This window comes from Tateyamaria sp. 7Alg 36 (genome assembly GCF_059882455.1).
In genome coordinates this window covers 1,385,112-1,409,833 of record NZ_CM187613.1, presented here as the reverse complement: position 1 = coordinate 1,409,833, position 24,722 = coordinate 1,385,112, and the positions used below count along the sequence as shown (strand labels likewise).

Below are 24,722 nucleotides of genomic sequence, written 5' to 3'. Positions count from 1 at the left end.
GAAAACGTGCGCCATCAGCGAAGCGCGAGTGCAGCCCTTAAAACCACTGCCCCGGCTCCATCAGCCCCAGATCAAGCAACTGGCGCGAATGCCATTCAAACGGGGCCGAGTTGTGCCATTTGAACGTTCTGATATCGAAAGTACTGCCGGGATTCAGCTTGAGCGCCTTGGCCGTGCGGAAGGAACAGATGGCCGATGTCAGGTTGTGGTGCCACTTGCAGGAATAGGTGTTGTATTCCTCGTCGTTGAACGTGTGGTCATCACGCACTTTCAGACCCGCCTTGGTTTTGAACAGGGCGATGCGGTCGATTTTGCGCCGCGCTTCGGGCACGTGTTCCTCGTACCGCCAGCGCAGGCCGCCAAAGAAATCTAACTGCCGTTCTTTGGGGTGGCCATGCGCGTCTGGCCGCGCCAGTGCATAATAGCCCGAGCGGTCCAGATGTGCGCGGTCAAGCGCGACGGCGTTCGGGTACTGGTCTAGATCGTCCGCATAAAGGTCGATCACATAGGTCAGCATCGCGCTGCGCCGTTCCTCGGTATGGAAGGCCAGCATTTCCCCGATGGTCCGCGTCTCGCAGAACGGGTGGAACAGGAATTCCGCGTTATAGCAGTAATACATCCACGTCCCGACCGGCAGCGTCTGGATCATCGTGTTGACCGCATGTTCCATAGCGCCGGCGACAGACATGTCGTAATCAATGCGGATCACACTATCGACAAGGTCGCGGGGCAGGTCGAACCCCGCAGGCATACAGGCGATCACATGTTTGAACCCCGCCTGCTGGTTGTGACGCAGGGTGGTGTCGACCTCGATCTCGTCTTCGACCAGTACCAGCGCCACAGGGCCTTTCTTGGGAACCGCGTCGCGGTCTTTCTGGAAACTGGCAAGGTTGTCAAAGTGCATGGCGTGTCGGGTGTTGGGGATATCCCCCTTTCATTCGGCCAAACTGCGACGCATTGCAAGAGAAGTGCCGCACTGATACATCGCCACCTTGATCTTTCCCTAGCCTTGGATGCCCCAATGACGACGCCGAAAAAGCTGTTCATCAAGACATATGGTTGCCAGATGAACGTCTATGACAGTGAACGCATGGCCGAGGCGCTTGGCGGGCAGGGCTATGTCGAGACGAAGTCCGCCGACGATGCGGATATGATTTTGCTGAACACCTGCCACATCCGCGAGAAGGCGGCGGAGAAGGTGTATTCCGAGTTGGGGCGTTTGAAAGCACTGAAAACCGACAAACCCGATCTGAAGATCGGTGTTGCCGGATGTGTGGCGCAGGCCGAAGGGGCCGAGATCATGCGCCGCCAGCCTGCTGTCGATCTGGTGGTCGGCCCGCAAAGCTATCACCGCCTGCCCGAGATGGAGGCGAAGGCCCGCGCGGGTGAAAAAGCGCTGGATACAGATTTCCCCGAAGAGGACAAATTCGAACGGTTGAAATCGCGCCCCAAAGCACCCCGTGCCCCTGCGGCGTTTCTGACCGTGCAGGAAGGGTGCGATAAATTCTGCGCCTTCTGCGTGGTCCCCTATACCCGTGGTGCCGAAGTCAGTCGCCCCGCCGGTCGCATTCTGGACGAAGCGCGCGATCTGGTTGAACGCGGCGTGCGCGAGATCACTCTGCTGGGCCAGAATGTGAACGCCTATCACGGCGCAGGGCCGGACGGATCGGATTATACTCTGGCCAAGCTGATCTGGGATCTGGACCGTATCGACGGGCTCGAGCGTATCCGCTTTACCACCTCGCACCCCAACGACATGTCCGACGATCTGATCGCGGCCCATGGCGAATGCGCCAAGCTGATGCCCTATCTGCATTTGCCCGTGCAATCGGGCAGCGACCGCATCCTCAAACGGATGAACCGCAGCCACACCGCCGAAAGCTATTTACGTCTGATCGAACGTATTCGCGCCGCGCGCCCCGATATTGTGATGTCGGGCGATTTCATTGTCGGTTTCCCCGAAGAAACCGAAGAAGATTTCCAAGCCACGCTCGATTTGGTGAACGAAGTGAAATACGGCTATGCCTATTCCTTCAAATACTCGACCCGTCCCGGAACGCCGGCGGCAGAGCGCGCGCAGGTCGATGTGGCCGAGGCCGACGACCGCCTGCAACGCCTGCAAGCACTAATCACCCAGCAGCAGCAAGAGATCCAGCAAGGCATGGTGGGGCGTACCGTTAAGGTCTTGTTTGAAAAGGCAGGTCGCCTTGAGGGACAGATGGTTGGCAAGTCCGATTATCTGCATGCGGTGCACGTAGCGGACGCAAATGTTGCCGTGGGGGATATCGCGCCGGTCAGAATCGTGTCAGCCGGTACAAATTCGCTTGCGGGAGAATTGATCTAATATCCCCTATTTGGCGAAATTGTCGCTGTAATGTGCCCTGTTCTTGGTAAGTGTCGCCAAAATCGACACAATATCTGGTAATTACCGCTTCACAGATCATTAAACTTTGCCTACTGTTTGCAGCAGTGTGGCAAGGGTCGGTCTCGTTTAAACGTGTTGTCGACCCCTGCGGGGGACCAACAATAAAGGGACAGAACTGTGAAGAACTTGTTTTCCCGAACAGCAAAGAAATTTCTGACAACAGCGGCTGTCACCGCTGTGGCACTGACGTCCTTGATTGCTTCGGACGCGGCCGCACAGGCATTCGGTCAGACACGCTCGCAAGGCGGACGTGACAAGGGCCAGTATATTCCAACGATCTGGGTTGATCCCGACGGGTGCGAGCACTGGGTTATGGACGACGGGGCCGAAGGTTACATGACCCCGCACACCAACCGCAAAGGCATTCCGGTTTGTCGCCGTGGCAACCTGTGCGGCGTGATGCAGTCCGACCAGTTCTTTGCCACCGACAGCCACCGCATCCACGCAGCGGGCCGCCAGCGTCTGGCGCAGTTCTTTCAGAACTCGACCGCGACCAGCTTTATCATCGTGGGCCACACCGACAGCCGCGCCTCTGACGCTTATAACATGCGTCTGTCGCTGAACCGTGCCAACGCCGTTGCCTCTGTGGCGCAGCAGGCCGGTGCACGGATCGCCGATGTGCGCGGTCTGGGTGAACGGGTGCCAGCAGCCTCCAACAGCACGGCGGGTGGCATGGCCAAGAACCGTCGCGTTGAAATCATTTGCATTCAGTAAGGGGCATTAAAATGACTAAACTGAAATTCGTCCCCCTTCTGATCGCGGCCCTTGGCGTCGCGGCCTGTGACGGCGGTTATCCGGCGGACAAAACAATCGACCGTGGTTTTGACAGCAAAGACCTGAGCCAGCTGCGCGCCGGTATCTGGGTCGACCCGAACGGCTGTGACCACTGGATCATCGACGACGGCCTCGAAGGGTACCTGTCGGCGCGTCTGGACAAATATGGCAAGCCCGTCTGCTCTGGCGTGGCGCAGCCCACACAGACCGTTGGCGACTTCAAAGGCGGATCGGGCGTTGGCGACCCGAACTAAAATCGGCAAGAATTGTCTGAAAGGCCGGAGCGTGAGCACGCTCCGGCCTTTTTTGTTGCAGAAATGCGAAAATGGCCCAGACCGCATTGCGCCGCTGTTTGGAACTTGCGACGCTTGGGAAACACCGACTCAAAGGAGCAGGCATTGACTTTGGATCAACCGCCGAAAGAAGTGGTTCTTGAATTTCCCGACAACAGATTGCTGATTGATCTGTGTGGCCCCTATGACGGGCATCTGACCGCCATAGAAACCGCGCTGGAGGTGCAGATCGTGCGCCGTGGCAATGTGCTCGCCATCCTGGGCGAGGAAGACGGCGCATCCCGCGCGGCCGCCGTGCTGAACGCGCTGTACCTGCGTCTTGAGGCAGGCAAGGGAGTCGAGCCGGGAGATGTGGATCGCGAATTGCGCATGGGCGGGTCCGAAGAGGACACCGGCACGCAATCGGGCGATCAGCTGGAAATGCCTGTGGGCAACCGGATCGAGATCAAGACCCGCAAGAAACTGGTCGAACCGCGCACTGACGCGCAAAAGGCCTATGTCCAGTCGCTGTTCGACAATGAAATGGCCTTTGGCATCGGGCCTGCGGGTACGGGCAAGACCTATCTGGCCGTGGCTGTGGGCGTGTCGATGTTCATCTCGGGCCATGTGGACCGGATCATCCTGTGTCGTCCCGCTGTCGAGGCGGGCGAGCGGCTTGGCTTCCTTCCCGGCACGCAAGAGGAGAAGGTCGATCCCTATATGCAGCCGCTTTACGACGCGTTGCAGGATTTCCTTCCGGGCAAGCAGTTGGCCAAGCTAAAAGAGGACAAGGCGATCGAGATCGCGCCATTGGCCTTTATGCGGGGCCGCACCCTGTCGCGCGCATTTGTTGTGCTGGACGAGGCGCAAAACGCCACCACGATGCAGATGAAGATGTTCCTGACCCGTTTGGGTGAAGGGTCGCGCATGGTCATCACCGGTGACCGCACGCAGGTTGACCTGCCGCGTGGCGTGGCTTCGGGGCTGGCGGATGCGGAACGGTTGCTGAAATCCGTACCCAAGATCGGGTTCAACTACTTCACCTCGAAGGATGTTGTGCGCCACCCGCTGGTTGCGGCCATCATCGAAGCCTACGAGGCCGATACCGAAGCGAACGCGCGCGCATGATCTTATTGGCAGACGCGCACCCTAGTGCGGCTTCGTATTGCATGGCATGGGACCGCGCCGCGAAATGAGCATGGATATCGTGATTGAGGATGAACGTTGGGCCGCCTGCGATTTAGAAAGCATTGCGGGCCGCGCAACGGATATCGTGCTGGCCGAGTTCGGTCTGGGCGACGCGGAATTCTCGATCCTTGCCTGTGATGATGCGCGCATCGCCACACTGAACGAGGAATTTCGCGGCAAGCCGACCCCGACCAATGTGCTGAGCTGGCCCGAAGAAGACCTAAGCGCGGAAGATGATGGTGACGCACCTTTCGCACCAAGCGCCGATCCGGACGGCACGTTTTCGCTTGGCGACATTGCCATCGCCTATGAAACATGTGCCCGCGAGGCCGAAGAACATGGTAAGCCGTTTCAGGCCCATGTGACGCATTTGATCATTCACGGGGTTTTACATTTGCTCGGCTATGACCATATCCGTGACAAAGACGCCACGCGTATGGAGGCCATTGAGGTCAAATTGCTTGGCATGCTGGGGGTTGCTGACCCATATTAGGGCAAATCGCCTGCACCCCGCTGTGGGGGGCAGGGTAAATTGGACAGGAGCCGATGGGCGAAAACGACGGATCGTCTGACGCGGCGCAACGCGCGCAGTCAGAAATTGACACGGACCAACAGGGTCCACAGGGCGGATTTTTTGCACGCGTGATTGGCGCGCTCAGCCCGTCCGAGGACATGACCGAAGGCGACCACTTGCCGCTGTCGCCGCGCCCTCAAAGCCACGGCATCATGAACCTGCGCCGTATGCGGGTCGAGGACGTGGCCGTGCCCATGGCCGAAATCACGGCTGTTCCCGATACGGTGTCGCTGGAAGAACTGGTGGCGGTGTTCAAGGAAAGCGGTCTTACGCGCTTGCCTGTGTTCGAAGGCACCATCGACACGCCCATCGGGTTCGCCCACCTCAAGGATATTGCGCTGGATTACGGCTTTAACGGCGGGTCCAAGGATTTCGACCTGCGTGCGGGCCTGCGCCCGTTGCTGTTTGTGCCTCCGTCCATGACTATCGGCGTGTTGCTGACCAAGATGCAGACCGAACGGCGCCACATGGCCCTCGTCATCGACGAATATGGCGGGGTCGACGGGCTGGTCACCATTGAAGACCTCATCGAACAGGTGGTTGGCGAGATCGAGGACGAGCATGACGTGGATGAGGACGTGCTCTTTACCCGCGAGAAAACGGGGTCTTACCTTGTTCTGGCCAAGACACCGTTAGACGAGTTCGAGAACGAGATCGGTGTATCCCTGACCACCCATGATGATGTGGACGAGGAAGAGATCGACACGTTGGGCGGCTTGGTCTTTATGCTGGCCGGTCGTGTGCCTGCACGGGGCGAGGTTGTGCCACATCCCGACGGGCCCGAGTTCGAGGTGATCGACGCCGACCCGCGCCGGATCAAGCGGATGCGCGTGCGCCTGCAAGGGCGGGACGCCGCAGAATGACCAAACTGGCCGCGCGTTTCGCGGCGCTGCCGCGATGGGCGCGCTTGGCACTTGCCGCAGCGGCGGGCGCGTGCGGTGCGCTGGCCCATGCGCCTTTCGACTTTGTGATTGCGATCTTCGTGCCAGTGCTGGCGGGCTTTGCGCTGCTGGGCATAGCGCGCAACGGGCGTGAGGCCTGTTTGCTGGGCTGGGCCTTGGGCTGGGGCTATTTCGCGCTGACCCTTACGTGGATTCTTGAGCCGTTTCTGGTGGATGCGGCTGTCACGGGCTGGATGGGCCCCTTTGCGCTGGTGCTGCTGGCGTTGCTGCTGGGCAGTTTCTGGGGCGCGGCCCTTGGTCTTGCCGTTTGGGCGGGGGCGCGTCCGTGGATGCTGACGCTGACATGGGCAGGGGCCGAGATGTTGCGCGCCTATCTGTTCACGGGATTTCCATGGGCGACGCCTGTGCAGTCACTTGTCAATGTCTGGGCGGGGCAGGGGCTGGCGTGGCTGGGGCCGCATGGTCTGACCCTCGCGCTGTTCCTGCTTGTCGCGCTGTGCGTATCGGCCGGGCGCAAGGTGCTTGTCGCGCCGCTTGTTTTAGTCATGGCGCTCGGGTTGATCCCCGTGGGGCAGGGGACTGCCCCAATGACCGCGCACACGGTTCGGCTGGTACAGCCCAACGCACCTCAGCGTGATAAATGGGACTCTACGAAAATCCCGATCTTCATGAACCGCCAGATCGAATACACGGCTGCGGGCAAGACGCCGGACCTGGTGATCTGGCCGGAAACCGCGCTGCCCTATCTGGCCGAAAATGCGCAGGTCGTGTTCGATGTGATTGCCGAGGCCGCCGAAGGTGCCCCCGTGGTGCTGGGCGTGCAACGACGCGAGGGCATGGATTATTTCAACAGTCTGGTCGTGTTGGACAGTTCGGGCCAGATCGAACAGACCTATGACAAGCATCACCTCGTGCCGTTCGGGGAATACATGCCGTTCGCATCGCTGTTCCGGCATATAAATGTGGGCGGCCTCGCGCAGCGTGCCGACGGCGGCTATGCCAAAGGGCCGGGGCCTGCATTGCTGGACCTCGGCGCGATGGGCCATGCACTGCCCCTGATCTGTTACGAGGCAGTCTTTGCCCATGATGTTGGCGGCACCGAAGAACGCCCTGCTTTCCTGATGCAATTGACCAATGACGCATGGTTCGGCGCACGTTCGGGCCCGCAACAGCATCTGGCGCAGGCGCGCATGCGTGCGATCGAACAGGGGCTGGCGATGGTGCGGGCGGCGAACACAGGCATCTCGGCGGTGATTGATCCCAAGGGCCTGATTACCGCGTCGCTTGGCCTGAACAAGGCGGGATATGTCGATGCATCTTTGCCCGCTGCTGCCGCGCCGACCCTCTATGCGCGCACGGGCGACATGCCATGGGCGCTGATCCTGCTGATCGGCATCGGGGCGCTGGTGTTGCGCCGCGCATGGAGCTTGCGTGCGCGCAGGATTGACGCCACGCTGCCCAACGCGTAAGTGCGTCCGAACCTGTCACAACGGCTTCCTGACGTGACGGATGGTCTTTAAATGGAGCACTTATGTCCCGCAAGAACTATACGTTTACCTCGGAATCCGTTTCCGAAGGTCACCCCGACAAGGTCTGTGACCGCATTTCGGACGCCATTCTGGATGCTTTTCTGGCTGAAGAACCCGAAGCGCGTGTGGCTTGCGAGACTTTCGCAACCACGAACCGCGTGGTTATCGGCGGTGAGGTCGGCCTGAGCGATCAGGACAAACTGCACGATTACATGGGCAAGATCGACGGAATCGCCCGCGCCTGCATCAAGGACATCGGCTACGAGCAGGACAAGTTCCACTGGGAAACCTGCAAGATCACCAACCTGCTGCACGAACAGTCGGCCCATATCGCCCAAGGCGTGGATGCGGCGGCCGACAAGGACGAAGGCGCAGGCGATCAGGGCATCATGTTCGGTTTTGCGACCAAGGAAACGCCCGAGCTTATGCCCGCGCCCATCCATTACGCCCATGCGATCCTGCGGCGTCTGGCCGAAGTGCGCAAGAACGGCACAGAGCCTGTCTTGGGCCCTGACGCGAAATCGCAGCTTTCAGTGGTGTATCGGGACGGCAAGCCGGTCGGCGTGTCCTCGCTGGTGCTGTCGACACAACACCTCGACGAGTCACTGACCAGCAATGATATTCGCGAAATTGTCACCCCCTACTTCCACGAAGTGCTGCCCGAAGGCTGGCTGACCGATGCGACCGAGTGGCACGTGAACCCCACCGGCAAATTCGTGATCGGCGGCCCTGACGGGGACGCGGGCCTCACAGGCCGCAAGATCATAGTGGACACCTATGGCGGTGCCGCGCCCCATGGCGGTGGTGCGTTCTCGGGCAAAGACCCGACCAAAGTGGACCGCTCCGCCGCCTATGCCGCGCGCTATCTGGCGAAAAACGTTGTGGCGGCAGGACTGGCCGACAAATGCACGATCCAGTTGAGCTATGCCATCGGTGTGTCCAGACCGCTGTCGATCTATTGCGACACGTTCGGCACCGGCGAGGTCGAGAATGCGGCCATTGAGAACGCCGTAGCAAAAGCGATGGATTTGACACCACGCGGCATCCGCGAGCATCTCTCGCTTAATCGTCCGGTCTATGAGCGCACGGCGGCCTATGGCCACTTCGGGCGCGCGCCCGATCCGGATGGCGGCTTTAGCTGGGAGCGGACCGATTTGGCCGAAACCCTGAAGGCATCCTTGTAAAGCCAACGTTGCGTCTTTGGGGCTCTGCCCCAAACCCCGAGGTATTTTTCACCCAAAGACGCAACGGTTTATTAACCAGAATCCGATCTTCTCGGAACTGCGGTACAGGCGGAGGCGCCGATGGCCGTACCCGAAGACGCCCTTGGTGAGTTTCTTGCCAAGGGCGCGCTTTGTCTTTGGGTTCAAAATACCTCGGGGAGCGCGAGGGGCTGGCCCCTCGTTCCCGCCAGAAGCCATCCGGCACCTTCGTTCTACCATGTTGCGATAGGTGCCGTGCGTCCGAGAGGCCTTGCTCTTATGGCCAACAAGCGCTATACGCCCGCACGTCGCTAAGGTGTAAACACCACGCAGAACATCGAGAAGAGCAGGGTCGGAACAGTCCGGCCCTCTTTGTTTTGCGGTTTATATCCCGAATGGCCACATAAAGCCCGCTTTCGGCGGGGCGAATCCCAGACCGGCGGAGACAACCGCACGGCCCGATAAAACAGATATAGTTAGGAAAACGACGCCACATGGCTGATAAAATGATGGAGGAATTCGAAGCCCTCCTTGAAGAAAGCTTCGAAATGGACACACCCGAAGAAGGGTCTGTCGTTAAAGGCAAAGTACTCGCGATCGAAGCGGGTCAGGCCATCATCGACGTAGGCTACAAGATGGAAGGCCGCGTCGAACTCAAAGAATTCGCAAACCCAGGTGAAGCCCCTGAAATCGCCGTTGGCGACGAAGTGGAAGTCTTCCTGCGCTCGGCTGAAAACGCCAAGGGCGAAGCGGTTATCTCTCGCGAGATGGCACGCCGCGAAGAAGCTTGGGACCGTCTGGAAACTGCATACGCTGGCGAAGCACGTGTCGAAGGCGCGATCTTTGGCCGCGTCAAAGGTGGCTTCACTGTCGACCTCGGCGGCGCTGTGGCGTTCCTGCCCGGTTCGCAGGTTGACGTGCGCCCCGTGCGCGATGCGGGCCCACTGATGGGTCTCAAGCAGCCGTTCCAGATTCTGAAAATGGACCGTCGCCGTGGCAACATCGTTGTGTCGCGCCGCGCGATCCTCGAAGAATCGCGTGCCGAACAGCGCGCCGAAGTCATCGGCAACCTGACCGAAGGCCAGACCGTGGACGGCGTCGTCAAGAACATCACCGAATACGGGGCCTTTGTGGACCTTGGCGGTGTGGACGGCCTGCTGCACGTCACCGACATGGCATGGCGTCGTGTGAACCACCCGTCGGAAATCCTGACGATTGGCGAAACGATCAAGGTGCAAGTCATCAAGATCAACAAAGAAACGCACCGCATCAGCCTTGGCATGAAGCAGTTGCAGGAAGACCCATGGGATCTGGTTGCGGCCAAGTACCCGCTGGAATCCACGCACACCGGTCGCGTCACCAACATCACCGATTACGGTGCCTTTGTTGAGCTGGAGCCAGGTGTTGAAGGCCTCGTGCACGTTTCCGAAATGTCGTGGACCAAGAAGAACGTCCACCCAGGCAAGATCGTGTCGACCAGCCAAGAAGTCGAAGTCATGGTTCTGGAAATCGACGGTGCCAAGCGCCGCGTTTCCCTTGGCCTGAAACAGACCATGCGCAACCCATGGGAAGTGTTTGCAGAAACACACCCCGAGGGCACAGAAGTCGAAGGCGAAGTCAAAAACATCACCGAATTCGGTCTGTTTGTTGGCCTGCCAGGCGACATCGACGGCATGGTTCACCTGTCCGACCTGTCTTGGGACCAGCGTGGCGAAGAAGCCATTCAGGATTACCGCAAGGGCGACATGGTCCAAGCGGTTGTGTCCGAAGTCGACGTTGAGAAAGAGCGTATCTCGCTCTCGATCAAAGCGGTTGGCGGCGACAAGTTCGCCGATGCCGTTGGCGGCGTGAAGCGTGGCTCGATCGTGACTGTCGAAGTGACAGCCATCGAAGACGGTGGTGTCGAAGTGGAATACGAAGGCATGAAGTCCTTCATCCGCCGCTCCGACCTGTCGCGTGACCGTGCCGAACAGCGCCCCGAGCGTTTCTCGGTTGGTGACAAGGTTGATGTGCGCATCACCAACATCGACAGCAAAACACGTCGTCTGGGTGTGTCCATCAAGGCGCGCGAGATCGCAGAAGAGAAAGAGGCCGTCGAACAGTATGGTTCCTCCGACTCCGGCGCGAGCTTGGGCGATATCCTTGGCGCGGCTCTGAAGACCGAAGACTAAGTCAGACGGTTTACGCCGACTTGAAATTCAGGGAAGGGGCTCGGAAACGGGCCCCTTTTCGCATTTCAGCGCCCCTGCTGTGCGCTCCGAATCGGCAGTGTTAGCGCGACCGGTGAAAGCCCCCTGTTTGCCATGGCGGCGGGGGATCACTGCCAATTTCCCGCGCGCGGCGCGCTTCCAAGCGGTCTTGAGGCGGTAAAAACCCGCTTAGACCAAAGGCTTCCTATTCACGGGACGATTTATTCTTCCTATAGTCGGGTCGGAAGAAACAAGCAGGCGACGCGTCGCTTCGGGGGGAATTGCTATGATCCGGTCTGAGCTGATCTTGAAGATCGCCGACGAAAATCCGCATCTTTACCAACGCGACGTTGAGCGGATTGTGAACACCATTTTCGACGAGGTCACGAACGCGATGGCGCGCGGCGACCGTGTCGAGTTGCGCGGCTTTGGCGCGTTTTCGGTCAAGAAGCGTGACGCACGTGTCGGGCGCAACCCGCGCACCGGCGAGACTGTCGAGGTCGAGGAAAAGCATGTCCCGTTCTTCAAGACCGGCAAGCTGTTGCGCGACCGACTGAACGGGAAAGCCTGATGCGTTATATCCGCTATGCCTGCATCGCCTTGTTTGCGGTGGCCCTAATTGCTGTGGCGTTGGCCAACCGTGGTCTGGTCACCTTGCAACTGTTGCCGACCGAGATTGCGGGCCTATTTGCCGTGGCCCCCAGCATCCAGTTGCCGCTGTTCCTTGTGATCATGGGCGGTATCCTTGTGGGGCTGCTGGTCGGGTTTATCTGGGAATACCTGCGCGAACATTCGGTGCGTGCCGAAAACGCCCGCAATGCGCGCGAGGTGCGCCGGCTGGAGCGTGAAGTGAAGCGCCTGAAGGCCGACAAGCACCAAGGCGAGGACGAGGTTCTTGCCCTGCTGGACGGCACCAGCTAAGCCGCCCCTATGCCCCCTGTCTCTGTAAAGATTTGCGGCCTCAGCCGCCCCGAACATGTTGCCGCCTGCGTTGAGGCGGGGGCGAGCTATGTCGGGTTGGTGTTCTTTGAGAAATCGCCGCGCAATGTCTCGCTTGAGACCGCGCGCGCGCTGGCGCTCGAGGTGCCTGTGGGTATCGCCAAGGTGGGTCTGGTCGTGAATGCCGACGATGCAGCGCTTGATGCGCTGACCGCGACAGTGCCGCTCGACATCTTGCAACTGCACGGCAAGGAAAGCCCCGAACGTGTGGCGCAAATCAAGGCCCGCTATGGCCTGCCGGTGATGAAAGCCGTGGGCGTGGCCGGACCCGAAGATCTGGCCGCGCTGGACACCTATGCGCGGGTGGCGGACCAGATACTGGTGGATGCCAAGCCGCCGAAAGACGCCGACCTGCCGGGGGGCAACGGATTGTCCTTTGACTGGCGGTTGATCGCGGGTCGCCGCTGGCCTGTGCCGTGGATGCTGGCGGGTGGGCTGACGCCGGACAACGTGGCCGAAGCGGTGCGCCTGACAGGGGCGCGGCAGGTCGATGTCAGCTCTGGCGTCGAAAGCGCACCGGGCGTGAAGGATGCGGATATGATCGCGGCCTTTGTGGCGGCGGCCAAAGCGTCGTAAGTTCGGAAATTCACAGAGCATTCCGCGACCAAACCCGCTCCGATCTACACGAGGTGCGTACCTGCGCACAAAGGGTCGCACCGATCCGGCCCCATTCAGGCGGCGGCTTGGCTTTACCCCCTCGCACATCAGGTATAAACGCGACCTAAGCTGATGGCGCGAGGGATCTCATGGCGAACGACCTTTTCAACTCTTTCATGACCGGCCCCGACGAACAGGGACGTTTTGGCGACTTTGGCGGGCGGTTTGTATCCGAAACGCTGATGCCGCTGATCCTGTCCCTCGAAGAGGAATACGAGAAGGCCAAGACAGACGACAGTTTCTGGGCCGAGATGGATTTCCTGTGGAAGCACTATGTGGGCCGTCCAAGCCCGCTGTATCATGCCGAGCGCCTGACCGAGCATCTTGGCGGGGCCAAGATTTATCTCAAGCGGGACGAACTGAACCATACGGGCGCGCACAAGATCAACAACGTGCTGGGCCAGATCATTCTGGCGCGCCGCATGGGCAAAACGCGGATCATCGCGGAAACCGGCGCGGGCCAGCACGGGGTGGCCACGGCCACTGTCTGTGCCAAGTTCGGGCTGAAATGCGTGGTTTATATGGGCGCGCATGACGTTGAACGTCAGGCCCCGAACGTGTTCCGTATGCGCCTGCTGGGGGCCGAGGTTATTCCCGTCACGTCCGGTCGCGGTACGCTGAAGGATGCGATGAACGACGCGCTGCGCGACTGGGTGACCAACGTGCGCGACACGTTCTACTGCATCGGCACGGTGGCGGGGCCGCACCCCTATCCGGCGATGGTGCGCGATTTCCAAAGCATCATCGGCAAGGAAGTCCGCGAACAGATGCAAGAGGCCGAGGGCCGTGTGCCCGATACGCTGATCGCCGCGATTGGTGGCGGGTCGAACGCGATGGGCCTGTTCTATCCCTTCCTTGATGACAAGGATGTCGCAATCATCGGCGTCGAGGCGGGTGGCAAGGGCGTGAATGCCAAGATGGAACACTGCGCCTCCCTGACCGGCGGACGGCCCGGGGTGCTGCATGGCAACCGGACCTATCTGCTACAGGACGATGACGGACAGATCCTCGAAGGGTTCTCGATCTCTGCGGGGCTCGACTATCCCGGGATCGGGCCGGAGCATGCGTGGCTGCACGATATCGGGCGCGCGCAATATGTCTCGATCACCGACAAAGAGGCGCTTGAGGCGTTCCAGCTGTGCTGTACCCTTGAGGGGATCATTCCTGCGCTGGAGCCCAGCCACGCGCTGGCTCATGTGATGAAAATCGCGGGCGATCTGCCTGCCGATCACATCATCTGCATGAATATGTGTGGGCGCGGGGACAAGGATATCTTTACCGTCGCACGCGCGCTCGGCTTTGACATGTCCGGCCCCGAAGGGCGCAACGTCGAATAAAACCTGCGCCAGCGCGCCGTTACAGGCTGTGCTGGCGCAATACGTCCAGTGGCACGATGTCGAGCGCGCGCATATGCGTGGCCGTCAATGCCACCTTGGGCGCGCAGCCCTCGTCATGGGTCTGTAGGAAGCGCGCCGCGCACAGGCACCAGTGATCGCCCGCCTTCAGACCTGCAAAGTTGTACTCGGGGCGGGGGGTGGACAGGTCGTTGCCCACATATTTCGAAAAGGCGAGGAATTCGGCCGTCATCACGGCGCAGACCGTGTGGCTGCCCTGATCGGCAGCGCAGGTGTTGCAGTGGCCGTCGCGGAAAAATCCGGTGACCGGATCCGCGCCGCACAGGGTCAGGGCGGTGCCAAGTACGTTGACGCTGTCATCGGGTTCCATGGCTTATCCTTTTGTGGCTGCGACGATCTGGCGGAACATGTCGATATTGCTATCACTCACGCCCGCCTCGCGGAACTGGCGATCCGCCGCAGTGGACACGATCACCACGCCCGCCTCTTGGTCGATATAGAGGTACTGGCCGTAAATTCCGCGCCCCATGAACTGCCCGCTGGTCGCGCCGACAGGGATCCACCACTGATAGCCATAGCCGATCTCGCCCTCTTGGGTGGGGGCACTGGGCACGGTCGAGGCCGCGACCCAGTCGGCGGGAACGATCTGGCGGCCTTGCCATGCGCCGTTTTGCAGGATCATCTGGCCAAAGCGCGCATAGTCGCGGGTGGTGATGTTAAGCCCGCCCAGCACAAAGGCGACGCCGACCCCGTCGGTGAGGTACAGTGGCGTGCGTTCCAGACCCAGCGGCGCAATCAGTTTTTGCGACATGAGGTCGGGGATGCTTTGCCCCGTGGCACCGCGTGCCACCATGCCGACCACATGGGTGTCGATCGAGGTGTATTTCCATGTCTCACCTGCGGGGGCAAAGGTTTCTGTCAGCCCCGCGGCAAAGTCGTCCATCTTGCCTCCCAAGGCCAGAACGCGGCCCATCCGGTTGATATCGCTGTCGTAATCCAGATAGTCCTCGTCAAAGGTAATGCCGCTGGCCATCTGCAACACGTTGCGCACGGTGGCCCCGTCATAGGCGCCGCCGATCAGTTGGGGCGCGTATTTCGTGACCGGATCATCAAGGGAGTCGATGGCCTCTTCGTCCACCAGAATGCCGAACAGGGCCGACAGATAGCTTTTCGCCACCGACCAGCTGATCCGCAGATCACCCGGCCCCGTGCCTCGGTAATAGGCCTCGTGCACGATCTTGCCGTCCTTGAGAACCAGCGTGGATGTGACGGTGCGCGCCTTGACCCAATCGTCATAGGCGGCGGGCATGGTCATCTCTCGACCTGCAGGCAGGGGGCTGACCGGATTGTCGCCTCTGGGGATATCTCTGTGCAGGAACGCGGCCTGCATGTTGGAGAAATTCGATATAATGTGATCTTCGTCAAAAAGAGTGTTCACAGCCAGCAGGCGGCTGATCTCTTCCCGCTTCCAGAATCCAACCAGAAGCGCGGCGATTATCAACGCCAGACCTACCCTGATTGTCCATTTTAGAACCACACGCATGACATACCCCCATTGCCGGTTCTTCATGCATAGCGAACGGATGTCAGCCCGTCCAATTGATCCAGCGTCCATGGAAATCGGCCCGCCCAAGACGTAGGGTCACATCCCCCGGCCACAGGCGCAGGGTCAGCGCCGCGCCGATGGCACCGGTGGTGTCGCCATCGGTTTCCATCTGCATCCACGCAAGGGGTGTTTCGGGGGTGGCACGTGCGCCTGCCTGTTCGATCAGGGCGGTGCCACGGGCCTGCGCGTCGGGCGGGAAATACTGCCATGCGACGGTGTGCTGGATGATGTGCATATGCCCTTCGGGCACTGCCTCAAGACGGTGCGCCAACCAATTGATCGCATCGCCTTTTTCGACCTTACCCGCAGAAACCGACGCCGCCGCGCGGGTGAGGGTAAGTCTGTGGGGTTGATCGGCCCAGAGATAAGCAGTGAGCCGCAGCAGGTCCGCCGGATCCTTTGGATTCAACGGGTTCAGGTCCACGCCTAACCTGTCCACAACCTGTGGATGTGCGGGCGGCGGTGTTGGGCCGGTCCAGTCGGGGCTGAGGGTCAGCGCCGCGTCCTGCGGGCCATGATCCGTGTCGCCTGTGCGCAAGGCAAACCTGTCCCACATCAGGTTCAAACCGGCGCTTGCGCCAAGCTCTGACAGGACGATGGGGCGGTTGAAATGCGACCAAGCCACATGGGCCATGGCGATTAGTGCCGCGCTGCGCCGTACCTCGTTGGTTTGGGGGGCGCTGGTCGTCCAGTCGATCAGGGCGTTTTCGTGCGTTTTCAGCGCGCTAAGCACCGCCTGTTCAAGCGTTGCATCATCGGCGTCATGTGGTGGGAAGACAGCGGCAAGGGCCGTATCCTGCCCCTTGAGCACCAGCGCATGTAGCCCGCCCGCGATGCGCAACGGCAGGGAATGGCCCGCCGGTCCGATGTCGCCCGTATAGGCGGCCATGGCGCGCCCGAGGGCGCTGTCCCTGTCCCAGTGGTCGGCCAAGATGTTCAGCAGGCGGCCCATGAAGGGCGAGTCCATCCGCGTACAGGTCGCCGCCTGATCGCGCAGCGCCGCCTCGAGCGTCACGAGAAGCGATCCTTGAGCCGTTGCAGTGGCGAGCGTGTGTCCGGTTCCTCGACCACTTTTGGCGCGGCGGGGGCCTTCGGTTTTGGCGTGGCGGCACCGCCACCGGAACGGGGCGGGGCGACGCGCAGGGCAACGGCGTTCATGAACTTGGGGCCATCGCCACGTGCCAGATGCGGCGCGCCGTCCGAACAGCCGCGCAGCACATCGTCCAGCCAGTCCGCGTCCGCCTTGGGGAAGTCGCGCAGCACATAGCCGGGCACGGCGTCCTTGTGGCCCGGATGTCCCACGCCCATGCGCACGCGGGCATAGTCCGCCCCGATATGTGCGTGGATCGAACGCAGTCCGTTATGGCCCGCGTGACCGCCGCCGACTTTCCAGCGCACCTTGCCCGGGGCGAGGTCGATTTCGTCATGCAGCACGATGACATCTTCGGGGGTGAGTTTGTAGAACCGCATCGCCGCGCCGACGCTATCGCCGGACTTGTTCATGAAGGTTTCGGGCTTGAGCAACACAGCGCGGTCCGAGCCAAAGCGCCCTTCGGAGACGACGCCCTGATGCTTGGACTTCCATGCGGGGAACCCGTGATCGGCGGCCATCATGTCCAGCGCCATGAAGCCGATGTTGTGACGGTTGCGCGCGTATTTCGCCCCGGGGTTCCCGAGACCGACAATGAGTTTCATGGGATCCTCCTGCGGGTTTGCTGCGGCGCAACATAAAGCGCGCCACAGGGGCGAACAAGCACCGTACGCGCAACGGCGGGGCGGGGTCGGTGGACGCAACGTCAGAGGGACCGCGTTAACCCCTTTAAAACAAGGCGCGCCGCCGAAGCACATCCCGTACACAGCCCGTGCACAAACTGTGCACCGCAGATGCACGTTTTTGCGGATTTCGCGGGGTTAACGCAGCGTGCGGTCGGGTTTGTGAAGAAAGGGTTAAGGCCCTAGCCGTCCCGTGCGTCCGGCCACAGGTGCGTGCCGGAACGAAAAAGGCCGCCCAGTGCTGAGCGGCCTTAAATCATCTTGCAGAAAGCTGCGACTTAGTCGTCGTTCTGCTCGGTTGCGGGTACTTCGTCCGCATCCTGATCGTCGTTGTCGTCATCCGCAGCGCGCAGACCCGACGGCGCCGAGATGTTCGCGATCACGAAGTCACGGTCGATTGTGGGCTTGGCGCCTTCGGGCAGTTTGACCGAAGAAATGGTGATCGCGTCGCCGATTTCACATTCCGACACGTCGATGGTGATGTGATCAGGGATATCGCCCGCGGTCACAACCAGTTCGACTTCGGGGCGAATCAGGGTCAGAACGCCACCTTTTTTCAGGCCGGGCGAGACTTCTTCGCCAGTCACTTCCACACCGATGAACAGGTTGATCTTTGTGGTACGCTTGAGGCGCATGAAATCAACGTGGGTCGGCAGGTCTTTTACAACGTGGCGCTGAACGTCGCGGCAGATGACGCGGACGTCGTCGTGGCCTTCAACCTTCAGGTTGAACAGCGTCGAGCGGAAACGCCCAGCGCGCAGCATTTTCAGCAGCTTGTTGAAAGGCAGATTGATCGGCAGCGGATCTGTGTCGCCACCAAATACAATCCCCGGAACCATGCCGTCGCGGCGTGCCTGACGAGCGGCGCCCTTGCCTGTCCCCGTCCGTTCCAGAGCTTCGAGATCAGGAATCTCTCCAGCCATGATAATTCTCCATATGTTTAGGGCGGGATGCCTCCAAGGCTGTCACCCCGCGTGAAGTGCGCGACGTACACCGGTTTGTCCGTTTTGAAAAGTGCAAATCCGTGCGCCTTTGCGCTGGACGGGGCAGGGGGATCGTGACAGCCCGTTGCCATGCGACTTTTGAATGATCTTGTGGCCTCGCGCCGCGCCTTGGCTGCCTTTGCCGTGATCGGTATCGGCTGGGCCAGTTTTTCGGCCCAGATGCCGGTGATCAAGGCGCAGGTGGGCGTCGGTGACGGGCTATGGGGGACGTTGATCCTTGTGGGTTCGACGGGGGCGCTGATGGCGATGTGGCTGGCGCCGCTTGTCTACCGTCTGGTGGGGGCGTGGTCGATTGCCGTGGGGGTGCTGGCGATGGTCGTCGGCTTCCTTGTGACGGGCGCGGCGGACAGTCCGGCGATGGTGGGCCTTGGCCTTGTGGTTGCGGCGGGTGGGTCGGGCGTGGCGGATGTGCTTGCCAATGCCGAAGTAAGCGAGGCCGAATCCGAGACAGGCCGCAGCCTGATGAACCTGAACCACGGGTTGTTCTCGGTCGCCTATGCAATCGCCGCCATCGCGGTGGGGGCCGCGCGCGAGGCGGGCTTTGGCCCGCTGGCGGTGTTTGCGGGCATGGGCCTGCTGGTCGCAGTCCTGATGGTGTGGATGCGCCTGCCGGACCGCAGAGCGGCGCAGGAACTCTCTGAACAGCCGCAATCCATGTCTTTTGGCCTTGTCTGGGTCGGCGGGCTGGTCGTGTTGGCGGCGTTTCTGGGCGAGGCCGCCTCCGAAGGCTGGTCCGCCCTGCATCTGGAACGCACGCTGGGCGGTGGGCCCGCGCAAGGCGCGCTTGGTCCCGCATTGCTTGGCACAGGCATGGCCATCGGGCGGCTGGGCGCGCATGTGTTCGGCGCTGGCTGGCCGCCAATGCGTGTAATGGTGCTGGCCTCTTGCGTGGCGGGCACCGGTCTGGCGCTCGCGGGCGCGGCCCCGTCGCTCGGGCTGGCCTATGCGGGCTTCTTCCTCGGCGGGCTGGGTGTGTCGGTGGTCGGCCCGCTTGCGCTGGGCCTTGTCGGCCAAGCCGTCGCCCCGCGCCACCGCCTTGCCGCGATCTCGCAGGCAGCGGCACTGGGCTATGCCGCCTTTTTCCTCGGGCCTGTGGTCATGGGGTTTGTGGCCGAAAGCTTTGGCTTGCGCGCCGCCTTCTTTGTCATCGCCACAGTGATGTTCGCCGTGGCGGCCATCCTGTTGCCGGCGTGGTCGCGGATGCTGTCAGCGCGGCGCTGATCCAAAGGCGGGATATGCATATTTTTGGAACAATGATGGGGTGGGGTCTGTCCTGACCATCATTGTTCTTCAAATATGTACGATCCTGACTTTTGCCGCTGGCGCTGCCTTCAGTCTTGCCAGCGCCCTTCGAAATCTTGCGGGATGAGCAGGTTGTGGCGCCCGAGGTTCGAGACTTGGGTTTCGCCGCACAGGGCCATGGTGGTGTCGAGTTCTTTCTGGATGACCTCTAGTGCGGACGTGACACCTTTTTCGCCCATAGCGCCAAGGCCGTAGATGAAGGCGCGGCCGATATAGGTGCCTTTGGCCCCCATGGCGACGGCTTTCAACACGTCCTGACCGGAGCGGATGCCGCCGTCGAGGTGGACTTCGATCTGGTCGCCCACGGCGTCCAAAATCGACGGCAGGGCGCGGATGGAGCTGATGGCGCCATCCAGTTGCCGCCCGCCGTGGTTGGACACGATGATCGCATCCGCGCCGACCTTAAGGGCCATTTTGGCGTCTTCGGCGTCGAGGATGCCTTTGAGGATGACCTTGCCGCCCCATTGTTCCTTGAGCTTGGCGATCTTGCCCCAGTCGAGGGAGGGGTCGAATTGTTCGGCCGTCCATGCGCCCAGTTGGGACATGTCGGACACGCCGTGCACGTGGCCCACGATATTACCGAAGTGCCGCCGTTTGGCCGACAGCATGTCGATGCCCCAGCCCCATTTCGTGGCCAGATTGGCAAGCGTCTTGGGCGTCAGCTTGGGCGGGGCGGAGAGGCCGTTTTTCACGTCCTTGTGGCGCTGGCCGAGGATTTGCAAATCAAGCGTGATCACGAGGGCCGAGCATTTTGCGTCCTTGGCCCGCTGGATCAGGCGGTTCACGAAATCCTCGTCCTTCATGGTGTAAAGCTGGAACCAGAAGGGGGCGTTTGTGTACCCTGCCACGTCTTCGATCGAGTTGATGGACATGGTCGACAGGGTGAAGGGCACGCCGAACTTTTCAGCGGCGCGGGCGGCTTTCATCTCGCCATCGGCGTGCTGCATCCCCGTCAGGCCCACGGGGGCGAGGGCGACGGGCATGGCCACGTCCTGTCCGATCATCTGGCTTTTGGTACTGCGGCCGGTCATGTCCACAGCCACGCGCTGGCGCAGGCGGATCTGGTCGAAGTCGGAACAGTTGTCGCGGAAGGTCTGCTCGGTCCAGCTGCCCGATTCGCAGTAGTCGTAGAACATCTGCGGCACGCGCCGTTTGTAGAGCCGCTTAAGGTCTTCGATGTTGGTGATGGTGGGCACGGAGAAACCTCGCATATTGGTCAATTTTCATTACCAATCCGGCGATAACCCGTCAATCGTTCTGCGCGCCCGTGTCCCCACGTGCCATTGCGCGGGGGCGCTGTGCGCGTTACATGCCGCGCCATGACAGACAGACCCCATCGCAATTTCTATGGCCGTCTCAAGGGCAAGACCCTTAAGGACAGCCAGAAACGTTACATCGCCGAAGATCTGGACGCCTTGTCGCCCGGCCCTGTGTCATGGGAGGACAATCCCGAGCGCGCGCCGTTGGACCTGAGCGCCCTGTTCGGGGAACGGCCTGTGTGGCTGGAAGTCGGGTTTGGCGGTGGCGAGCATCTGGTACATCAGGCCGCGCAGAACCCGGACGTGGGGATCATCGGGGCAGAGCCGTATATCAACGGCGTCGCCATGTTGCTGGGCAAGATCCGCCGTGCGGGAGTCGAGAACCTTGCCGTGCACCCCGGTGATGCGCGCGATCTGATGGATGTGCTGCCTGAGCAGAGCATTTCGCGGGCCTTTCTGCTCTATCCCGATCCGTGGCCCAAGGCGCGCCATCATCGCCGACGTTTTGTCACGCCCGAACATCTGGAGCCGCTGGCGCGGGTGATGAAGCCCGGTGCGATCCTGCGCGTGGCGACGGACATTCCCGACTATGTGCGCCAAACGCTTGAGGAAGTGCCGAAGGCCGGATTTGAATGGCTGGCCGAGGGGCCGGAGGACTGGCGCGTGGCGTGGGATGACTGGATCAGCACCCGTTACGAGCAAAAGGCGCTGCGCGAGGGGCGTGTGCCGCATTACCTGACCTTCCGCCGTCAGGGCTGACACCCCACCCACCAATTTCCTGAACCTGACTGACCGCCGCCATAGACGCGGCGGCGTGCTACTTGCGCCTCGGCTCTGGACGCTTGGCGGGGGAGGCGGTAGGTGTGCGCGGACCATTCAAGAAGCGAGTTTCACATGTCCAGCCACGGCGCTCCGATCCCGATGACCTCTGCCAAATGCGGCCCCCTGAACGGGACGGCAAATGTGCCCGGTGATAAATCCATTTCGCACCGTGCGCTGATCCTTGGCGCGATGGCCGTGGGCGAAACCACGATCAACGGCCTTCTGGAAGGGCAGGACGTGCTGGACACGGCCAAGGCGATGCGTGCCTTTGGCGCAGAGGTGACGAACCACGGGGGCGGCAAATGGTCGGTCCACGGTGTTGGCGTTGGCGGCTTTGCCGAGCCGGATCAGGTGATCGACTGCGGCAACTCGGGCACCGGTGTGCGGTTGATCATGGGGGCGATGGCGACCTCTCCGATCTCGGCCACGTTTACGGGCGATGCGAGCCTGAACAAGCGCCCGATGGCGCGTGTGACCGATCCGCTGGCGCTGTTCGGGTGCAAGTCGGTTGGGCGCGAGGGCGGACGCCTGCCCATGACGCTGGTGGGCGCTGCCGATCCGGTGCCTGCGCGCTACACCGTGCCGGTGCCATCGGCACAGGTGAAATCCGCCGTGTTGCTGGCGGGGTTGAACGCGCCGGGCCAGACGGTTGTAACCGAGGCCGAAGCCACCCGCGATCACACAGAGCGGATGCTGGCGGGGTTCGGTGCGACCATCACCACCGAAATCACCGACGAAGGCCGTGTCATCACCCTGACCGGTCAGCCCGAGTTGAAGCCGCAGCATATCGACGTGCCGCGCGATCCGTCCTCGGCGGCGTTTCCGGTCTGTGCGGCGCTGATCGTGCCGGGCTCGGACGTGTTGGTACCGACCATCGGGTTGAACCCGACGCGGGCGGGCCTGTTCACCACGCTGCGCGAGATGGGCGCGGACCTGACCTATGAAAACGAGCGCACCGAGGGCGGCGAGCCTGTGGCCGATCTGCGCGCGCGCTTCTCCCCCAACCTCAAGGGGATCGAGGTGCCGACCGAGCGCGCGGCGAGCATGATCGACGAATATCCCGTACTGTCGGTGGTGGCGTCCTTTGCCACGGGCAAGACCCACATGGCGGGTGTGAAGGAACTGCGCGTCAAGGAAAGCGACCGGATCGAGGCGATGGCAAGCGGCCTGCGCGCCGCTGGCGTGACGGTCGAGGACGGGCCGGACTGGTGGACCGTGACCGGCCTTGGCCACGGCAACGTGCCGGGCGGGGCGACCTGCGCCAGCCATCTGGACCACCGCATCGCCATGGCGTTTCTGGTGATGGGCATGGCGACCAACGCGCCCATGTCCGTAGATGATGGCGGGCCGATTGCCACGTCCTTCCCGATTTTCGAGCCTTTGATGGCGGAACTGGGCGCAAAGGTAAGCCGCGACGCATGAAGACCCGTACCGAACCGTTCACCGTCGCCATTGATGGCCCCGCCGCCGCAGGCAAGGGCACGATCAGCCGCGCCGTCGCGGCGCAGTTCGGTCTGGCACATCTGGATACCGGATTGCTGTATCGGGCGGTGGGTGCGCAGGTTCTGACAGGGGCTGACCCGATCGAGGCCGCGCGCAATTTGCAGGCCCAAGCGCTGGAGGACGATGCGTTGCGCACGGCGGCGGTGGCACAGGCGGCCAGCAAAGTTGCCGTGATCCCCGAAGTGCGGGCCGCATTGCTGGATTTCCAGCGCGCGTTTGCCCGCAGGGCAGGGGGCGCGGTTCTGGACGGGCGCGACATCTGCACGGTGATTTGCCCGCAGGCCGAGGTGAAGATGTTTGTCACCGCCACGCCCGAAGTGCGCGCCAAGCGCCGCTTTGACGAACTGACTGAGCGTGGCCACGGCCCCGTTTACGAGGACGTTCTAGCCGATGTTAAGGCCCGCGATGCGCGTGACAGCGAACGCAGTACTGCGCCGCTGAAACCCGCAGAGGGCGCGCATGTGCTGGACACATCCGAGATGGGGATTGATGCCGCCGTGGCGGCGGCTATCGCAATTGTGACGGCGGCGCAGGACGCCTGATCAGGCGCTGTGCGCGCCGTCCGACAGGGATTTCACGAACGCCAGCACGTCCGCCGCGCTGTCGCCTGCCGCGATACGGCTGACGATGGCCGATCCGACCACAGCGCCGTCCGCGACCGACGCGATGGCGCGGGATTTTTCTGGCGTGTTGATGCCAAAGCCAACAATGACGGGCAGGTCCGTTGCGGATTTGATGCGCGCCACTTCGGGGCCGACATCGGTCGCTTCGGCCTCGGCCGCGCCGGTGATACCGGTGATCGACACATAATAGACAAAGCCGGATGTGTTTTGCAGCACGCGGGGCAGGCGTTTGTCATCCGTGGTGGGCGTTGCGAGGCGGATGAAGTTCAGCCCCGCCGCCTGTGCCGGAATGCAGAGTTCGCTGTCTTCTTCTGGGGGCAGGTCCACAACGATCAGCCCGTCGATACCGGCCTCTTTCGCGTCGACCAGAAATTTGTCCACGCCACGCGAATAGATCGGGTTGTAATAGCCCATCAGCACAATCGGCGTCTTGTCATCCCGCGCGCGGAAATCGCGCACCATGTCGAGTGTGCGTTGCAGGGTCATCCCCGCCTCAAGTGCGCGCTGGCCAGCCAGCTGGATCGTCGGGCCATCGGCCATCGGGTCGGTAAAGGGCAGACCCAGTTCGATGATGTCCACGCCTGCGGCGGGCATGCCACGCACGATTTCAAGCGACCGGTCATAGTCGGGGTCGCCCGCCATCACATAGGCGACAAAGGCCTTGCGCCCCTGGGCGGCCAACTCTGCGAATTTGGTGTCGATGCGGGTGGTCATGTCAATCTCCGGCTGGTTGGCCTTGACCTGCCCCAAGCGGCGCGCGAACG

The 24,722-nt window shown here is 61.7% G+C and carries 25 protein-coding genes and 1 riboswitch; of the genes, 17 read left to right on the top strand and 8 right to left on the bottom strand.

The features are described 5' to 3' along the window. Positions 1-37: 37 nt before the first annotated feature. Positions 38-904: a glycosyltransferase family protein gene (locus AC6GQJ_RS06820; RefSeq protein ID WP_500773060.1), complete on the bottom strand. Its 867-nt coding sequence runs from the start codon at positions 902-904 to the stop codon at positions 38-40. 117 nt (positions 905-1,021) lie between these two features. Between AC6GQJ_RS06820 and miaB the strand changes: the two genes are divergently transcribed. The 13 genes from miaB to trpB all read left to right on the top strand — a co-directional run bounded on the left by miaB (position 1,022) and on the right by trpB (position 14,048). After that, positions 1,022-2,344, top strand: a complete 1,323-nt coding sequence (miaB, locus tag AC6GQJ_RS06815) for a tRNA (N6-isopentenyl adenosine(37)-C2)-methylthiotransferase MiaB (RefSeq protein WP_500773058.1) — start codon at positions 1,022-1,024, stop codon at positions 2,342-2,344. Between the two features lie 198 nt (positions 2,345-2,542). Next, on the top strand, positions 2,543-3,139 hold the full coding sequence (locus AC6GQJ_RS06810) for an OmpA family protein (RefSeq protein ID WP_500773056.1): 597 nt from the start codon (positions 2,543-2,545) through the stop codon (positions 3,137-3,139). Positions 3,140-3,150: 11 nt separating this feature from the next. Then, on the top strand, positions 3,151-3,453 hold the full coding sequence (locus AC6GQJ_RS06805) for a hypothetical protein (RefSeq protein ID WP_500773054.1): 303 nt from the start codon (positions 3,151-3,153) through the stop codon (positions 3,451-3,453). Positions 3,454-3,597: 144 nt separating this feature from the next. Then, positions 3,598-4,599, top strand: a complete 1,002-nt coding sequence (locus AC6GQJ_RS06800; protein ID WP_500773052.1) for a PhoH family protein — start codon at positions 3,598-3,600, stop codon at positions 4,597-4,599. A 64-nt stretch (positions 4,600-4,663) separates the two neighbouring features. Next, entirely contained in the window at positions 4,664-5,152 is a 489-nt protein-coding gene (gene ybeY / locus AC6GQJ_RS06795) for an rRNA maturation RNase YbeY (RefSeq protein WP_500773050.1), read from the top strand. A gap of 53 nt (positions 5,153-5,205) precedes the next feature. Continuing rightward, positions 5,206-6,096, top strand: coding sequence for a hemolysin family protein (locus AC6GQJ_RS06790; RefSeq protein WP_500773048.1), 891 nt, complete (start codon positions 5,206-5,208; stop codon positions 6,094-6,096). Beyond that, entirely contained in the window at positions 6,093-7,604 is a 1,512-nt protein-coding gene (lnt, locus tag AC6GQJ_RS06785) for an apolipoprotein N-acyltransferase (RefSeq protein ID WP_500773046.1), read from the top strand. Before AC6GQJ_RS06790 ends, lnt begins: the two co-directional genes overlap by 4 nt. Before the next feature lie 9 nt (positions 7,605-7,613). Beyond that, positions 7,614-7,663: riboswitch (SAM-SAH riboswitch) on the top strand. Between the two features lie 3 nt (positions 7,664-7,666). Beyond that, entirely contained in the window at positions 7,667-8,848 is a 1,182-nt protein-coding gene (gene metK, locus AC6GQJ_RS06780; protein WP_500773045.1) for a methionine adenosyltransferase, read from the top strand. A 512-nt stretch (positions 8,849-9,360) separates the two neighbouring features. Continuing rightward, complete coding sequence (gene rpsA, locus AC6GQJ_RS06775) at positions 9,361-11,037, top strand: 30S ribosomal protein S1 (RefSeq protein ID WP_500773043.1); 1,677 nt, start codon at positions 9,361-9,363, stop codon at positions 11,035-11,037. Positions 11,038-11,341: 304 nt separating this feature from the next. Further along, complete coding sequence (gene ihfB, locus AC6GQJ_RS06770; RefSeq protein WP_500773041.1) at positions 11,342-11,626, top strand: integration host factor subunit beta; 285 nt, start codon at positions 11,342-11,344, stop codon at positions 11,624-11,626. After that, on the top strand, positions 11,626-11,976 hold the full coding sequence (locus AC6GQJ_RS06765) for a LapA family protein (protein ID WP_500773040.1): 351 nt from the start codon (positions 11,626-11,628) through the stop codon (positions 11,974-11,976). The genes ihfB and AC6GQJ_RS06765 overlap by 1 nt, the downstream gene beginning before the upstream one ends. Positions 11,977-11,985: 9 nt before the next feature. Then, positions 11,986-12,630 carry a phosphoribosylanthranilate isomerase gene (locus tag AC6GQJ_RS06760; RefSeq protein ID WP_500773038.1) on the top strand — a complete coding sequence of 215 codons (645 nt, stop codon included), beginning with the start codon at positions 11,986-11,988 and terminating at the stop codon, positions 12,628-12,630. A gap of 170 nt (positions 12,631-12,800) precedes the next feature. Then, positions 12,801-14,048: a tryptophan synthase subunit beta gene (trpB, locus tag AC6GQJ_RS06755; protein WP_500773036.1), complete on the top strand. Its 1,248-nt coding sequence runs from the start codon at positions 12,801-12,803 to the stop codon at positions 14,046-14,048. A 19-nt stretch (positions 14,049-14,067) separates the two neighbouring features. Here the strand turns inward: trpB and AC6GQJ_RS06750 are convergent, their stop codons facing one another. The 5 genes from AC6GQJ_RS06750 to AC6GQJ_RS06730 all read right to left on the bottom strand — a co-directional run bounded on the left by AC6GQJ_RS06750 (position 14,068) and on the right by AC6GQJ_RS06730 (position 18,368). Further along, positions 14,068-14,436 (bottom strand): DUF2237 family protein, encoded by a 369-nt coding sequence (locus AC6GQJ_RS06750; RefSeq protein ID WP_500773034.1) that lies wholly within the window; start codon positions 14,434-14,436, stop codon positions 14,068-14,070. Positions 14,437-14,439: 3 nt separating this feature from the next. Continuing rightward, the gene (locus AC6GQJ_RS06745; protein ID WP_500773032.1) at positions 14,440-15,609 is read right to left on the bottom strand and encodes a serine hydrolase domain-containing protein; all 1,170 of its coding nucleotides are present in this window, start codon (positions 15,607-15,609) and stop codon (positions 14,440-14,442) included. A gap of 43 nt (positions 15,610-15,652) precedes the next feature. Then, positions 15,653-16,687: a DUF2332 domain-containing protein gene (locus AC6GQJ_RS06740; protein ID WP_500773030.1), complete on the bottom strand. Its 1,035-nt coding sequence runs from the start codon at positions 16,685-16,687 to the stop codon at positions 15,653-15,655. Then, positions 16,684-17,367: an aminoacyl-tRNA hydrolase gene (gene pth / locus AC6GQJ_RS06735; protein WP_500773028.1), complete on the bottom strand. Its 684-nt coding sequence runs from the start codon at positions 17,365-17,367 to the stop codon at positions 16,684-16,686. The genes AC6GQJ_RS06740 and pth overlap by 4 nt, the downstream gene beginning before the upstream one ends. Before the next feature lie 356 nt (positions 17,368-17,723). Beyond that, the gene (locus AC6GQJ_RS06730; RefSeq protein ID WP_500773026.1) at positions 17,724-18,368 is read right to left on the bottom strand and encodes a 50S ribosomal protein L25/general stress protein Ctc; all 645 of its coding nucleotides are present in this window, start codon (positions 18,366-18,368) and stop codon (positions 17,724-17,726) included. Positions 18,369-18,518: 150 nt separating this feature from the next. Here AC6GQJ_RS06730 and AC6GQJ_RS06725 point away from each other — a divergent pair, with 150 nt between their 5' ends. Continuing rightward, positions 18,519-19,670 carry an MFS transporter gene (locus AC6GQJ_RS06725; protein ID WP_500773024.1) on the top strand — a complete coding sequence of 384 codons (1,152 nt, stop codon included), beginning with the start codon at positions 18,519-18,521 and terminating at the stop codon, positions 19,668-19,670. Between the two features lie 110 nt (positions 19,671-19,780). Here AC6GQJ_RS06725 and AC6GQJ_RS06720 read toward each other — a convergent pair whose 3' ends face one another. After that, positions 19,781-20,947, bottom strand: coding sequence for an alpha-hydroxy acid oxidase (locus AC6GQJ_RS06720; protein WP_500773022.1), 1,167 nt, complete (start codon positions 20,945-20,947; stop codon positions 19,781-19,783). 123 nt (positions 20,948-21,070) lie between these two features. Here AC6GQJ_RS06720 and trmB point away from each other — a divergent pair, with 123 nt between their 5' ends. From trmB to AC6GQJ_RS06705, 3 genes are all read left to right on the top strand, one after another. After that, positions 21,071-21,769: a tRNA (guanosine(46)-N7)-methyltransferase TrmB gene (gene trmB / locus AC6GQJ_RS06715; RefSeq protein ID WP_500773020.1), complete on the top strand. Its 699-nt coding sequence runs from the start codon at positions 21,071-21,073 to the stop codon at positions 21,767-21,769. Positions 21,770-21,904: 135 nt separating this feature from the next. Further along, a complete protein-coding gene (gene aroA / locus AC6GQJ_RS06710; RefSeq protein WP_500773018.1) occupies positions 21,905-23,254 on the top strand; it encodes a 3-phosphoshikimate 1-carboxyvinyltransferase in 1,350 nt (449 codons plus the stop codon). After that, positions 23,251-23,877 carry a (d)CMP kinase gene (locus AC6GQJ_RS06705; protein WP_500773016.1) on the top strand — a complete coding sequence of 209 codons (627 nt, stop codon included), beginning with the start codon at positions 23,251-23,253 and terminating at the stop codon, positions 23,875-23,877. The genes aroA and AC6GQJ_RS06705 overlap by 4 nt, the downstream gene beginning before the upstream one ends. Here the strand turns inward: AC6GQJ_RS06705 and trpA are convergent, their stop codons facing one another. After that, positions 23,878-24,672: a tryptophan synthase subunit alpha gene (gene trpA, locus AC6GQJ_RS06700; protein WP_500773014.1), complete on the bottom strand. Its 795-nt coding sequence runs from the start codon at positions 24,670-24,672 to the stop codon at positions 23,878-23,880. Positions 24,673-24,722: the final 50 nt, after the last annotated feature.

What these genes read in the sequence shown, in the direction of transcription:
- AC6GQJ_RS06820 (WP_500773060.1), bottom strand. Translation starts at nt 904, where the DNA reads ATGCACTTTGACAACCTTGCCAGTTTCCAGAAAGACCGCGACGCGGTT.
- miaB (WP_500773058.1), top strand. Translation starts at nt 1,022, where the DNA reads ATGACGACGCCGAAAAAGCTGTTCATCAAGACATATGGTTGCCAGATG.
- AC6GQJ_RS06805 (WP_500773054.1), top strand. Translation starts at nt 3,151, where the DNA reads ATGACTAAACTGAAATTCGTCCCCCTTCTGATCGCGGCCCTTGGCGTC.
- ybeY (WP_500773050.1), top strand. Translation starts at nt 4,664, where the DNA reads ATGAGCATGGATATCGTGATTGAGGATGAACGTTGGGCCGCCTGCGAT.
- AC6GQJ_RS06790 (WP_500773048.1), top strand. Translation starts at nt 5,206, where the DNA reads ATGGGCGAAAACGACGGATCGTCTGACGCGGCGCAACGCGCGCAGTCA.
- lnt (WP_500773046.1), top strand. Translation starts at nt 6,093, where the DNA reads ATGACCAAACTGGCCGCGCGTTTCGCGGCGCTGCCGCGATGGGCGCGC.
- metK (WP_500773045.1), top strand. Translation starts at nt 7,667, where the DNA reads ATGTCCCGCAAGAACTATACGTTTACCTCGGAATCCGTTTCCGAAGGT.
- rpsA (WP_500773043.1), top strand. Translation starts at nt 9,361, where the DNA reads ATGGCTGATAAAATGATGGAGGAATTCGAAGCCCTCCTTGAAGAAAGC.
- ihfB (WP_500773041.1), top strand. Translation starts at nt 11,342, where the DNA reads ATGATCCGGTCTGAGCTGATCTTGAAGATCGCCGACGAAAATCCGCAT.
- AC6GQJ_RS06765 (WP_500773040.1), top strand. Translation starts at nt 11,626, where the DNA reads ATGCGTTATATCCGCTATGCCTGCATCGCCTTGTTTGCGGTGGCCCTA.
- AC6GQJ_RS06760 (WP_500773038.1), top strand. Translation starts at nt 11,986, where the DNA reads ATGCCCCCTGTCTCTGTAAAGATTTGCGGCCTCAGCCGCCCCGAACAT.
- trpB (WP_500773036.1), top strand. Translation starts at nt 12,801, where the DNA reads ATGGCGAACGACCTTTTCAACTCTTTCATGACCGGCCCCGACGAACAG.
- AC6GQJ_RS06750 (WP_500773034.1), bottom strand. Translation starts at nt 14,436, where the DNA reads ATGGAACCCGATGACAGCGTCAACGTACTTGGCACCGCCCTGACCCTG.
- AC6GQJ_RS06745 (WP_500773032.1), bottom strand. Translation starts at nt 15,609, where the DNA reads ATGCGTGTGGTTCTAAAATGGACAATCAGGGTAGGTCTGGCGTTGATA.
- pth (WP_500773028.1), bottom strand. Translation starts at nt 17,367, where the DNA reads ATGAAACTCATTGTCGGTCTCGGGAACCCCGGGGCGAAATACGCGCGC.
- AC6GQJ_RS06730 (WP_500773026.1), bottom strand. Translation starts at nt 18,368, where the DNA reads ATGGCTGGAGAGATTCCTGATCTCGAAGCTCTGGAACGGACGGGGACA.
- AC6GQJ_RS06725 (WP_500773024.1), top strand. Translation starts at nt 18,519, where the DNA reads ATGCGACTTTTGAATGATCTTGTGGCCTCGCGCCGCGCCTTGGCTGCC.
- trmB (WP_500773020.1), top strand. Translation starts at nt 21,071, where the DNA reads ATGACAGACAGACCCCATCGCAATTTCTATGGCCGTCTCAAGGGCAAG.
- aroA (WP_500773018.1), top strand. Translation starts at nt 21,905, where the DNA reads ATGTCCAGCCACGGCGCTCCGATCCCGATGACCTCTGCCAAATGCGGC.
- AC6GQJ_RS06705 (WP_500773016.1), top strand. Translation starts at nt 23,251, where the DNA reads ATGAAGACCCGTACCGAACCGTTCACCGTCGCCATTGATGGCCCCGCC.
- trpA (WP_500773014.1), bottom strand. Translation starts at nt 24,672, where the DNA reads ATGACCACCCGCATCGACACCAAATTCGCAGAGTTGGCCGCCCAGGGG.